The organism is Candidatus Methylomirabilota bacterium, assembly GCA_035764725.1.
Taxonomy (GTDB): Bacteria; Methylomirabilota; Methylomirabilia; order Rokubacteriales; family CSP1-6; genus DASRWT01.
Genome location: DASTYT010000046.1, coordinates 80,292 through 92,374, shown reverse-complemented (window position 1 = coordinate 92,374; position 12,083 = coordinate 80,292). Strand labels below are relative to the sequence as shown.

Below are 12,083 nucleotides of genomic sequence, written 5' to 3'. Positions count from 1 at the left end.
GGCCCCCGCCGGCGCCGCCGCTAGCCGAGCACGCCTCGCGTCCGTAGCCGGGCGACATCGTCCGCCGAGAGCTCGAGCACTTCCGCCAGCACCTCGGCGGTGTGCTGGCCGGCCAGCGGCGGCGGCGTGGTGGGCGCCTCCGAGGCGGAGAGACGCACGGGGCAGCCGGGCAGCCGAATCGTCCCCCGGGTCGGATGCTCGATCGTGTGCACCTGCCCGCGGGCGTTCAGATGCGCGTCGTCCAGGATCTCCCCGGTGTCGAGCGTCGCGCCGCACGGCACGCCCGCCTTGCCGAGCGTCGCCATCACCTCCTGCTTGGTCCGCGCGCGCGTCCACTCGCGCACCGCGGCGTTGAGCGCCTCGCGCTGCTGCCACCGCGACTTGGCGTCGGCGTAGCGCGGGTCGGCGAGCAGATCCTCGCGGCCGATGGCGGCGGCGAAGTCGCGCCACATGTCCTGGTTCATGGGCTGCACGTAGATGAAGGCGTAGTCGTTGGGGCCGCCGGGCGCGCACGGATAGGCGCCGCCGGGCACGCCGCCCGTGATCTCGTTGTCCTTGCGCATGCTGGGCTTGCCGTCGCGGTAGTGGTCCACGTAGCGGCCTCGCACGAAGTTGGCCACCACTTCCTGCATGGCGACCTCCACGAGCTGCCCCTGCCCCGTGCGCTGGCGTTGGATGTAGGCGGCCATGATGGCGCCCGCCGCGTGCACGCCGGTGCCGGTGTCGCCGATGGCGGCGCCGCAGCGGACGGGCTCACGATCGGCGAAGCCGGTCACGCTCATCACGCCGCCGGTGGCCTGGGCGATCATGTCGAAGCTCTTGTACTCGTGGTACGGGCCGGAGAGCCCGAAGCCCTTGATGCGCGCCATGATGATGCGCGGGTTCGTCGCGCGCAGCCGCTCCCAGTCGAGGCCCAGGCGCTCCATGAGCCCGGGGGCGAAGTTCTCCACGACGACGTCGGCGCGCTCGACCATCTGAAGGAAGAGCTGCTTGCCCTCGGGCTGCTTGAGGTCGATGGTGACGCTGCGCTTGTTGGCGTTGAACACGAGGAAGAACATCGCGTCGAGACCCGGGACCTCGGGGCGATTGCGCCGCGACTGCTCGCCGCCCGGCGGCTCGATCTTGATCACGTCGGCCCCGAGCCAGCCCAGGAACTGGGTGCAGGTAGTGCCGGCCTCGAACTGCGTGAGGTCGAGGATCCGCATGCCGGTCAGCGCGCGTTCGGCCATAGGCCCGGGCCCCCCTTGTCCGCGTCGAACGGCAGTATACTAGCGGCCATGCAGTTCCAGCTCCGCAAGATCGGCCATGTCGTGCTAAATGTCATCGACCTCGACCGCGCCGTGGACTTCTACACGCGCGTGCTCGGTCTGCAGGTGAGCGATCAGTATCCCGACAGCATGGTGCCGGGTGGCATGGTGTTCCTCCGGGTGAATCCCGATCATCACGGGGTGGCGCTCGTCGGGGGCGCCGCCAAGGCCGAGCGGAGCAGCCTGAACCACTTCGCCTTCGAGGTCGGGTCGCTCGACGAGGTGTTCCGCGCCCGGGCGTGGCTGCGCGACCACCAAGTGCCGATCCACTTCGAGGGCCGCCGCCGGGCCGGCTGCCAGATCGCCATCGAGTTCCAGGATCCCGACGGCAACAATCTCGAGATCTACTGGAACATCGACCAGGTGGGCACCGAGGGCGCGGTGCGCCCCGCCAGCGAATGGCTGCCCGCCAAGAGCCTGGAGGACGCGGTCGCCAACCCGGTGAAGGGCCAGACCCTGCCCCGGCGCGACTGAGGAGGAGCCGGCATGGCACTGAGCGAGCGGCTCGACGCGATCCGCGAGGCAGCCAAGACCCGCATCCCGCCCGAGGCCCGCGCCGTGATGGAGCGGAGCGTGGCCGATCTCCGCGACTCCGGCATCATGGACCGCGTCGCGAAGGTGGGGCAGCGGGCGCCCGACTTCACCCTGCCCGACCACTCGGGGAAGGACGTGCGCCTCTCGGCGCTGCTTGCCCGCGGCCCTGTTGTCCTGTCCTTCTACCGTGGGCGCTGGTGACCGTACTGCAACGCGGAGCTGGAAGCTCTGCGCCAGGCTCTCCCCGAGATCGCCGCCGCCGGCGCCACCCTCGTCGTCGTCTCGCCCCAGATGGCGCGGACGCCCCGTGAAGCCGAGGAAGCCGCCCAGATGCCGTTCACGATGCTGCGGGACTTCGGCAACCGCGTCGCGGAGGCCTACGGAATCGCCTTCAGTCTTCCCGACGATCTCCGCGAGATCTATCAGAAATTCGGCATCGATCTCGCGAAGGGTAATGGCGACGGCAGCTGGCGCCTTCCCGTCCCCGCCCGCTTCGTGATCGACCGAGACGGCATCATTCGAGCTGTCGACGCCGATCCCGACTACACGCACCGCCCGGAGCCGGCCACCGCCGTCGCGGTCCTCGAGAAGCTCGCCGCCGCCTAGCCACCCGGGCGGGGCCGCCTGCTAGACTGGAGGGGTCATGGCCTTCTCGGTCGCCGTCGGCAGGCCGATTCCCCGTCGCGCCCATGCGCGGCCCGCGCGCTCGCGCGTCCGCCGGCGGGCCCGTCCCTGGCGCCGCGCCCTCACGCTGTTCTTGGTCGCGCCACTGCTGATCCGCCTGCTGGTGGCCACCGCCGTCATCCTGGCCGTGTGGTGGATGGTGAACTGGGCATATCAGGTGTGGCGCAAGCCGACAGAGCTCTTCTTCCCGGTGAGCGGCGTGCTCTCCAAAGCGCCGGGGGAGACGTGGCGCCAGTACCGCGGGTTCTTCCGCGAGCATTCCACCGAGGTGATGACGCCCGACCTTCTCGCCGCGCTCGCGCAGGCGGAAGGCGCCGGCAATCCCGTGGCGCGCACTTACTGGCGCTGGCAATTGACGCTGAACCCGCTGGCCATCTATCAGCCGGCCTCCAGTGCGGTGGGCATGTTCCAGATCACCGACGGGACATTCCAGGAGGCGCGCCGGCTCTGCATCCACGATCACCGCGTGATCGAGGACGGGGCGTGGTACGACGTCCGCGCGTGCTGGTTCAACAGCCTCTACGTCCGCGTGCTCCCGAGCCACGCGGTGGAGCTCACCGCCGCCCATCTGGATCGGGCCGTGCAGCGCACGCTGGAGCGGCGGCGGATCGCCGGGGCGACGCTCAGGCAGAAGCAGGACCTCGCCGCGCTGATCCACCTCTGCGGCGCGGGAGCGGGCGATGGCTATGCGCGCCGCGGGTTCCGCCTGGCTCCCGGCCAGCACTGCGGCGACCACGACGCGCGGCAATATCTCGCGTCGATCAACGCGCTCCGCAAGCAGTTCGTCCGCCTGGCCAGCGCCTAGAACGCTACTGGCGCTCGAGGCGCGCGCGCTCGAGCGGCGTCCAGCCCACCATCGCCTGGGCGGCGCGCGAACACCACGTCCGCTCGAGCTCGCAGGCCTTCGTGAAGGCTTCCTTCGCCGTGTCGAGCCGTCCGGCACGCGCCTCCACGGCCCCGAGCGCGAAGCGCTGCATCGCGCACGGCCCGGCCTCGACGGTTCGGCAGTAGTGGTCGTGAAGCGCCCGCGCGGCGCGCTCCTCGGCGCGGGTGGGCGGCGTGGTGGGCGCGCGCTCCGACGCGGCGAGCAGCGTCGCCGCCAGTGCGACACACGCCTCGTCATTGCCCTGGCGGCACGGCCGGAGGCGCGCGTCGTCCCCCACCCACCAGACGACGCCGAGCACGAGCGCGGCCACGAGCCCGGCCGCGGGCACCAGGTCCACCCCGCCGAAGCCGGCGGCGGGACGGGCGCGGCGCAGGAGATACCACCCGAGCGCCAGGCCGGCCGCGCCGAGCGCGTAGCCGAGCAGGCGGCCGTGCGCGAGCAGCGCATCGTCGGCATCGCGCGGCGCACCCGGCCCCGCGTAGAGCGCGATCGCATGCCATATGAATGCGAGAATCCCGAGCCCCGCCGCGACCTGGGCCAACAGATGCGCGGCGCGCGAGCGGAGGGCCACGCCCACCCCGAGCCCGATCAAGAGCGCCCCGAGCGCGAGCAGCGGCGGCTCGGGGGACGCGCTCGCCTCGCCGCCCCAGACCGAGCGGATCGTCGAAAGGCCCGCGACGACGAGCACGACGCCGAGAATGACGCGCATGGAATGAGCGGCGGGCCGGACGCGCGTGGCGGCCCGCCGCCCAGAGACGAGCTTACTTCAACATCGCCTTGGCGTAGACATCGAGCCTGGGCAGGATGCCGTCGCGCCCCTCGCAGGGCAGCCCGAAGATCGCGCGCTCCACCCCCGCCGAGGCGAGAGCCTCCAGCACCTCGCGCTTGGGCGGCGCGAAGAAAATGGAGATCGGGACGGACTTCGGATCGCGCCCCGCCTGCTTGAGCCGCTCGCGCAGCTCGGGAATGCGCGCCACGGGATTCACGTGCGGTCGGAGGATCGGCATCCACCCATCGCCGAACTCGATCACCCGATCGAACGTCGTCGCCCCATCGCCGCCGATGATGATGGGCGGGTGCGGCTTCTGCAGCGGCTTCGGGTCCTGCCAGATCCGGTCGAAGCGGACGAAGTCGCCGTGGTAGCTCGCCTCGCGCTGGGTCCAGATCGCCTTCATCGCCAGCACCCGCTCCCGCAGAAGGCGCCACCGCGACTTCCACTCCGTGCCGTGATTGAGCATCTCTTCCTCGTTCCATCCGCCCCCGATCCCGAACAAAACGCGCCCACCGGAGAGCCGATCGAGCGTCGCGACTTCCTTGGCGGTAGTGATGGGGTCGCGCTCGATGACGAGACAGATTCCCGTGCCGAGCTTGAGCCGCTTGGTCGCGCCCGCCGCCGCCATCAACGCCACGAAGGGGTCGTAGGCGGACCAGTACTCGCGCGGTAGCTCGCCCCCGCCCGGCCACGGGCTCCGGCGGCTCGCCGGGATATGGGTGTGCTCGGGGAACCACACCGACTCGAAGCCGCGCTCCTCAAGCGCGCGGCCCAGCTCGTCGGGGGCGATCGAGTACTCGGTCGGGAACATGACGACGCCGTAGTCCATGGGAGCCTCCTTGGGTCGGGGGCGCCAGCATACGCCAAGTTCGGCCGCCGCGCTTGACGGCATCCCCGCCTGAGGGCAACATCCGCCCATGAGCGACAACGCCTACCGGATGCGAAGCGAGCGGGGCGAGGTACAGATCGGGACCTGGATCACGATGGTGCGGACACCGGCCGTCCTCACGCTGCTGCGCGCATCAGGGCTCGATTTTGCCCGATTGGACATGGAGCATTCCCCCTTCTCGATGGAGACCGTCGCCGACATGGCGACGCTGGCCCGCGCGCTGAACTTTCCCCTGGTGGTCCGCCCGCCGGACGGCAATCGTGAGTGGATCACCCGGCTGCTGGACGCCGGCGTGTGGAACCTCCACGTGCCGCAGGTGGAGACACCGGAGCAGGCGGCACAGGTCGCGGCCTGTGTGCGCTACGCCCCGCTGGGCGAGCGCGGCATGTACGGGTTCGGCCCGCACACCATGTACGAGACGGTGCCGCCGGCCGAGCACATGGCGAGCGCCAACGCGCGCGTGCACGTCACCGCCATGCTCGAGACCAAGCGCTCGTTCGACTATCTGGACGAGATCGCGTCCGTGCCGGGCATCGATGCCCTCACCATCGGCCCCACCGACCTCGCCCAGAACCTCGGCGTGCTCGGCACGCCGGCGCAGAAGCCCACGCTCCTGGAATACCGGCAGCGCCTGGCCGCGGCGGCGCGCAAGCACGGCAAGGCGGTGGCCATGCTCACCGACAGTGTGGAGGGAGTGCGCGAGATGATCGCCCTCGGGGCCACCATCATCAATTACGCCTCCGACGCGGCCGTCCTCCGCGGAGGCTACGCGGCCATGGTGGCGGCCGTCCGGAGCGCGCGATGAAGCATAGCGTCGACCGCATTCTCACCACGCACACGGGAAGCCTACCCCGGCCCGCCGACCTCACCGCCACCCTCGAGGCGCTCGACACGGGCGCTGCCCCCGAGACGGCCGCCTTCCAGACGCGCGTGCGCGCGGCGGTGGGCGAGATCGTGCGCAAGCAGGTCGGGGCCGGCGTGGACCTCGTGAGCGACGGCGAGCAGGGCAAGGTCGGCTACTCCACCTATGTGCGGCACCGGCTCACCGGCTTCGATGGGACCAGCCTCGTGCGCGCCCGCCCCGACTGGGCCGATTTCCCCGAAGCGGCCAAGCGCGAGCCCCGCTCCACCGTCTCGCGCCCCTCCTGCACCGGGCCGATCGAGTGGAAGGATCGCGCCGCGGTGGGCCGGGACATCGCCAACCTCCAGGCCGCCCTCGCCGGCTCCGGCGCCACGGAGGGCTTCATGACCGCGGCCTCACCGGGCGTGATCGCCCACTTTCTGCGCAACGAGCACTACCCGACCCGGGAGGCGTATCTCGCGCGCTTGGTCGACGTCATGAAGGAGGAGTACGACGCGATCGCCCGCGCCGGGGTGACGCTCCAGATCGACTGCCCGGATCTCGCCATGAGCCGGCACCTGGCGTTCCACGAGCTGTCGAACGCGGACTTCGTCAAGATCGCCGCCGCCAACGTGGAGGCGCTGAACCACGCGGTGCGCGACATCCCGCCGGAGCGCATGCGCATCCACCTGTGCTGGGGAAACTATGAAGGCCCGCATCATCGGGACATCCCGCTCCGCGAGATCCTGCCCGTCGTCCTCAAGGCGCGGCCCCACGCGATCTCGCTGGAGGGCGCCAACCCCCGCCACGAGCACGAGTGGGCGGTGTTCAAGGACGTGAAGCTCCCCGACGACAAGGTCCTCATCCCCGGAGTGCTCGACTCCACCACCAACTTCATCGAGCACCCGGAGCTGGTCGCCCAGAGAATCGTCCGCTATGCCGAGGTGGTGGGACGCGAGCGCGTGATCGCCGGCTCGGACTGCGGCTTCGGCACCTTCGCGCGCTCGACGCCCATCGTCGAGCCCGAGATCGTCTGGGAGAAGCTCAAGGCGATGGCGGAAGGCGCGCGGCTGGCATCGCGCCAGCTCTGGGGCTGAGCCACCCTCGACTCCTCATCACTCGGCGCCCCCGGCCCGTGTCGTCGTGACGATGTGGGCGGGCAGCGTGAGCCGCACTCTCCCGTCCTCGCGCACGAACGGACGCAGCTCCCGCCGGGCCGCGTCGAGGAGCCGCGCGTAGCCCGCGTCGTCGATCAGATCGGCGGCGGTCCAGCCCTTGACGTCGGCGTGCACCCAGGTCTCGAGCGAAGGGAAGCGCGCGGCGCCCTCGTGCGTGGCGATCTCCACGTCGCCCGCGCCGCCCTCGCGGAAGAGGGCGCGGAGGCGCGCCGTGTCGCCCAGCACGAACGGTGACCGGAGCGCCTCCGCGGTGCCGGGGCCGAACAGCCGGTCCAGTAGGCCGGTGAAGGCCGCATAGCCGGGTGTCCGCTCGAGCGTGTCCCACACCGCCACCGCCAGGCGGCCGCCCGGGCGCAGCACGCGCAACATCTCCGCGATGGCGCCCGCGCGGTCCTGGAAGAACATCAACCCGAACTGGCTGACCACGGCGTCGAACGTGGCATCGGGGAACGGCAGGGCTTCCGCGGCTCCCGCACGCCACTCGATCTCAAGTCCTTTCCGCCGGGCGACGGCGAGCATGCCGTCGTTGACGTCGAGGCCCACCACCGCGCCGGCCGGCCCGACGCGCCCCACGAGCGCGCGCGCGAGCACGCCGGTGCCGCACGCGACGTCGAGCACGCGGTCGCCGGGCGCGACGCGCGCCGCCTCCGCCATGCGCGGCGCCCACTCCTGGAAGATGGCGGGCAAGTAGAGCTCCTCGTAGACCTCCGCCGCGCTCGCGCTCACCAGTCCCCTCGTCACGGTCTCCATGGCGTCTCCTCCCCTGTGTCGAACGATCACGGCTGGCGCGCAGTGTAGAATCGGGGCGTGCCGCGTCGCCATGACTCCGCGTCCGGATCACTTGCCGCCCCGTCCGCGGCGCGGGCGGGGACGCGGGGCCTACTTGCCCGAGCGTCCGCGGTGCTTGCTCACGCGTCCGAGGGCGCGGAGGCGCCCGCGGTGGACGTGCTCTCCGACGTGCTCCGTACCGTGCGCCTCACCGGCGCGGTGTACTTCCTCGTCGAGGCGCGCGCGCCGTGGGAGATCGCGATGCCCGACGGCGCCGTGCTCGCCCCCGCGGTGCTGCCGGGGGCGCAGCGTGTGATCTCCTATCATGTGATCACCGACGGCGCCTGCTGGGGCCGCCTCTTGCCCGATGGCGCGCCGACGCGCCTGGAGGCGGGCGACGTGCTCGTGTTCCCGCGCGGTGATCCGTACGTGATGTCGATCGAGCGGGATCGCGGCCGCGGGCCGTCGGCCGTCGAGGTGGTCGAATTCATGCGGGCGATGGCGCGCGGTCAGCTTCCCTTTCGCGTCGTCGAGGATGGAGGGGGGCGGGACATGCTCCACCTCGTCTGCGGCTTCCTCGCCTGCGACGTGCGGCCCTACAACCCGCTGCTCGCGACGCTGCCCCGGCTGCTGCACGTGCGCCGCGCCGACGCCGGCGCCGACAACGCGCTGGCGCGCCTGCTGGACCTCACGATCGCGGAGTCGCGGCAGACCCGCGCGGGCGGCGACTGCATGCGCCTGCGTCTCAGCGAGCTGATGTTCGTGGAGCTGCTGCGCCGGCATCTGGCTTCGACGGCGGGCCGGCACGCGGGATGGCTGGCGGGCCTGCGCGATCCGGTCGTTGGCCGCGCCCTCGCGCGTCTGCACGAGGTCCCGTCGCGCCCGTGGAGCCTGCACGAGCTGGCCCGCGAGGTGGGCATCTCCCGGTCCGCGCTCGCCGAGCGCTTCACGCAGTTCGTCGGCCGCCCACCCATGCAGTACCTCACGAGCTGGCGCATGCAGCTGGCGGCGCGGCGGCTCGCCGACGGCGACGCCAAGGTCGCGGCGGTGGCGCTCGATGTCGGCTATGACTCGGAGGCGGCGTTCAGCCGCGCGTTCCGGCGGGCCACTGGTATGCCGCCGGCCGAGTGGCGGCGGCGACAGGGCGTGGGCGCCGCCGCGCTACCACGGCTTCGCCGGCGCTGAGGCGCCCGGATCGCATGGACGGCGTCGCGCCACCCTCGTTCCTCGCGTCACGGACGCACGCCGCGCCCGACGGCATCGGCAAGCCTGTGCGGCGGAAGGAAGACCCCCGCCTTCTCACCGGCGCCGGTCGCTTCGGCGACGACGTGAATCTGCCCGGCCAGGCCCACGCCGCCTTCGTACGCTCGCCGCACCCGCATGCGCGGATCGGTGCCATCGACGCGGCCGCCGCGCTCGGCGTCCTCGGCGTGCTCGCGGTGCTCACCGGGGCCGACGCGGCCGCCGACGGGCTCCGGCCCATCCCGCATCGTCCTGTCCCGACGAATCCGCACGAGGTGCCGCTACGAAGCCGTGACGGCTCGGAGTTCTTCGTGGCCCCGCATCTGCCCCTCCCCGCCGACCGGGCTCGCTTTGTCGGCGAGCCGGTGGCGATGGTCGTCGCCGAGACAGCGGCGGCGGCGCGCGACGGGGCGGACCGCGTGCGGGTCGACTGGGCGCCGCTCGCCGCGGTGACCACGGCCGCCGCCGCCGTCGCGGCGGACGCGCCCGCCCTCTATCCCGAGTGTCCCGGCAACGTCTGCGTGGACTCGCGGGTCGGCGACCGGGCGGCCACCGACGCCGCGTTCGCCCGGGCCGCGCACGTGGTGACCCTGACCACGCGCATCAACCGCGTCACGGGCGTGCCCATGGAGCCGCGCACCGCGCTGGCGTCCTACGACGAAGCGACCGGACGGTACACGCTTCACGCGGGCTCGGGCGGCGTCCAGCGCTGCCGCGCCGATCTCGCCGGCACCCTCGGCGTGGCGGAAGATGCCGTGCGCGTGATCGCGGGCGACGTAGGCGGCAACTACGGCACCCGCAACAGCTCCTATCCGGAGTTCAGCCTCGTCGCCTGGGCGGCGCGGCGCCTGCGCCGCCCGGTCAAGTGGACCTGCGATCGGACGGAGGCCCTGCTCACCGACTATCAGAGCCGCGATCTGCATGCCGAGGTCTCGCTGGCCCTCGACCGCGACGGCGCCTTCCTCGCGCTGCGCGGCGCCAATACCAGCAATGTCGGCGCGCACGCCGTGTCGTTCATCCCTCTCGCCAAGGGCATCGGCGTGCTCCCGAGCGTGTACCGGATCTCGACGGCGCTCATGGACGGGCGCGCCGTCCTCACCAACACCGCCCCCACCACCCCCTACCGGAGCGCGGGACGGCCGGAGGTGATGTTCGTGATCGAGCGCCTCATCGACCTCGCGGCGCGGCGCCATGGCTTCGATCGCGTGACGCTCCGCCGCCGGAACCTGATCCCGCGCGAGGCCATGCCGCACACGAACCCGCTGGGCCTCGTGTACGACAGCGGCGACTACGGGGCGGCGCAGGACCGCGTGGTTGCGCTCGCGGACTGGGCCGGCTTCGAGGCGCGGCGGGCCGAGGCGCGCCGCCGCGGGCGCCAGCGCGGCATCGGCCTCGCCAACTACATCGAGCTGAACACCGGCGCCCCGCGCGAGCGGGCGGAGATCACGGCGCGCCCCGATGGCGCGGTCGAGGTCGTCCTTGGCACGCTGTCCGCCGGCCAAGGTCACGAGACGAGCTTCGCTCAGCTCGTGGCGGAGTGGCTGGGCGTCTCACTCCCGCGCGTGCACCTCGTCACCGGCGACACCGAGCGCGCGCCCGTGGGCGGCGGCTCGCACTCGGGCCGCTCCATGCGCCTCGGCGCCGTGGTGATGGCTCGAGCCGCCGACGCGCTGGTGGCGCGCGGCGCCGTCCTCGCCGCATGGCTCCTCGAGGCGGCGCCTGCCGACATCGTCTTCGCGGCCGGCCGCTTCGCCGTGCGGGGCACCTCACGCACCGTCGAGCTCGCCGCGATCGCCACGGCGGCCTTACGCACGGATGCGCCGCCCGCGCTGCGCGGTCCCCTCGCAGGCGCCAGCGACGAGACAATGCCGGTGCCCTCGTTCCCCTACGGCTCGGCGGTGTGCGAGGTCGAGGTGGACGCGGAGACCGGCGTGGTCGAGATCGTGCGCTACACCACGGTGGACGACGTGGGCCGCGCCGTGAATCCCCTCATCCTGCACGGGCAGACCCACGGGGGCATCGCGGCGGGCGTGGGGCAGGCGCTGTGGGAGCTCTGCGACTACGACGAGGCGGGCCAGCAGCGGGCGGCGACCTTCATGGAGTACGCGCTGCCCCGCGCGGATCAGCTCCCGCCGCTCGCCACCGAGATCAGCGAGGTGCCCTCCACCTCGAACCCGCTGGGGCTGCGGGGCGGCGGCGAGGGCGGCACGACGCCCGCGCTGGCCGCGGTGGTGAACGCCATCGTGGACGCCCTCGCCGAGCTCGGGGTGGAGCACCTGGAGATGCCGGCCACGCCCGAGCGCGTGTGGCGGGCCATCCAGGCGGCGCGCCGCTGAGGCGCGCGGCTTCACAAAACTTTACGTTCCGCACATTCCCCGTTCACGCGCGGGGGCCAGGCTCTTCTCCACGGGATCAATCCCGGAAAAGGAGACAGCCATGACGGACAGCACCACGACTCCCCAGCCTCCCCAGTCCTCGCCTGCGCCCTCGCGCCGGCGCTTGTTCCGGTGGGCCGCCATCGCGACCGCCGTCGCTGCCCTCGGCGCCGTGGTCGGGCTCAAGGCCTATGCCCATGTCGGCGGCTTCGGCGCCTGGCATCGCGGCGGCTTCATGCACGGGGCCATGGATCCGGCGCACCTGGACGCGCATCTCGACCGGATGCTCAAGCATTTCTACGTGGAGATCGACGCCACCGAGGCCCAGAAGCAGGCGCTGGCGCCCATCGTGAAGGCGGCCGCCCGCGACCTCCTGCCGCTCCACGACCGGCTCCACGCCGCCCGCGATCAGGCGGTCGCGCTGCTCACGCAGCCCACCATCGACCGGGCCGCCATCGAGTCGCTGCGCGCCAATCAGCTGGCGCTCGCCGAGCAGGCATCGAAACGTCTTGCCAGCGCCCTTGCTGACGTGGCCGACGTGCTGACCCCCGAGCAGCGCAAGGCGCTCGGGGAGCACATGGCCCGTCGCCACGACCCCCGCGGGTAG

The 12,083-nt window shown here is 72.3% G+C and carries 12 protein-coding genes; 8 read left to right on the top strand and 4 right to left on the bottom strand.

Annotated features, from left to right (window positions below):
* Positions 1 to 20: 20 nt before the first annotated feature.
* A complete protein-coding gene (locus tag VFX14_06840) occupies positions 21 to 1,229 on the bottom strand; it encodes a CoA transferase (protein ID HEU5189388.1) in 1,209 nt (402 codons plus the stop codon).
* Between the two features lie 48 nt (positions 1,230 to 1,277).
* Between VFX14_06840 and VFX14_06835 the strand changes: the two genes are divergently transcribed.
* The 3 genes from VFX14_06835 to VFX14_06825 are packed head-to-tail and all read left to right on the top strand — an operon-like array spanning position 1,278 to position 3,330.
* On the top strand, positions 1,278 to 1,781 hold the full coding sequence (locus VFX14_06835; protein HEU5189387.1) for a VOC family protein: 504 nt from the start codon (positions 1,278 to 1,280) through the stop codon (positions 1,779 to 1,781).
* 12 nt (positions 1,782 to 1,793) lie between these two features.
* Positions 1,794 to 2,447, top strand: a complete 654-nt coding sequence (locus tag VFX14_06830; GenBank protein HEU5189386.1) for a peroxiredoxin-like family protein — start codon at positions 1,794 to 1,796, stop codon at positions 2,445 to 2,447.
* Between the two features lie 37 nt (positions 2,448 to 2,484).
* Positions 2,485 to 3,330, top strand: coding sequence for a lytic transglycosylase domain-containing protein (locus VFX14_06825; protein ID HEU5189385.1), 846 nt, complete (start codon positions 2,485 to 2,487; stop codon positions 3,328 to 3,330).
* A gap of 4 nt (positions 3,331 to 3,334) precedes the next feature.
* On the opposite strand, the gene VFX14_06820 is transcribed toward VFX14_06825, so the two are convergent.
* Together VFX14_06820 and VFX14_06815 are read right to left on the bottom strand one after the other, a co-directional pair.
* Entirely contained in the window at positions 3,335 to 4,120 is a 786-nt protein-coding gene (locus VFX14_06820; GenBank protein ID HEU5189384.1) for a hypothetical protein, read from the bottom strand.
* Between the two features lie 52 nt (positions 4,121 to 4,172).
* Entirely contained in the window at positions 4,173 to 5,012 is an 840-nt protein-coding gene (locus VFX14_06815; GenBank protein ID HEU5189383.1) for an LLM class F420-dependent oxidoreductase, read from the bottom strand.
* 88 nt (positions 5,013 to 5,100) lie between these two features.
* Between VFX14_06815 and VFX14_06810 the strand changes: the two genes are divergently transcribed.
* Together VFX14_06810 and VFX14_06805 are read left to right on the top strand one after the other, a co-directional pair.
* Positions 5,101 to 5,877, top strand: a complete 777-nt coding sequence (locus tag VFX14_06810; protein HEU5189382.1) for an aldolase/citrate lyase family protein — start codon at positions 5,101 to 5,103, stop codon at positions 5,875 to 5,877.
* Positions 5,874 to 7,010 carry a cobalamin-independent methionine synthase II family protein gene (locus VFX14_06805; GenBank protein ID HEU5189381.1) on the top strand — a complete coding sequence of 379 codons (1,137 nt, stop codon included), beginning with the start codon at positions 5,874 to 5,876 and terminating at the stop codon, positions 7,008 to 7,010. The genes VFX14_06810 and VFX14_06805 overlap by 4 nt, the downstream gene beginning before the upstream one ends.
* A gap of 18 nt (positions 7,011 to 7,028) precedes the next feature.
* Here the strand turns inward: VFX14_06805 and VFX14_06800 are convergent, their stop codons facing one another.
* Positions 7,029 to 7,841: a methyltransferase domain-containing protein gene (locus tag VFX14_06800; protein HEU5189380.1), complete on the bottom strand. Its 813-nt coding sequence runs from the start codon at positions 7,839 to 7,841 to the stop codon at positions 7,029 to 7,031.
* 150 nt (positions 7,842 to 7,991) lie between these two features.
* On the opposite strand from VFX14_06800, the gene VFX14_06795 reads away from it, so the two are divergent.
* The 3 genes from VFX14_06795 to VFX14_06785 all read left to right on the top strand — a co-directional run bounded on the left by VFX14_06795 (position 7,992) and on the right by VFX14_06785 (position 12,083).
* A complete protein-coding gene (locus tag VFX14_06795) occupies positions 7,992 to 9,044 on the top strand; it encodes an AraC family transcriptional regulator (GenBank protein ID HEU5189379.1) in 1,053 nt (350 codons plus the stop codon).
* 14 nt (positions 9,045 to 9,058) lie between these two features.
* Positions 9,059 to 11,437, top strand: a complete 2,379-nt coding sequence (locus VFX14_06790; GenBank protein HEU5189378.1) for a xanthine dehydrogenase family protein molybdopterin-binding subunit — start codon at positions 9,059 to 9,061, stop codon at positions 11,435 to 11,437.
* Positions 11,438 to 11,537: 100 nt separating this feature from the next.
* The gene (locus VFX14_06785; protein ID HEU5189377.1) at positions 11,538 to 12,083 is read left to right on the top strand and encodes a Spy/CpxP family protein refolding chaperone; all 546 of its coding nucleotides are present in this window, start codon (positions 11,538 to 11,540) and stop codon (positions 12,081 to 12,083) included.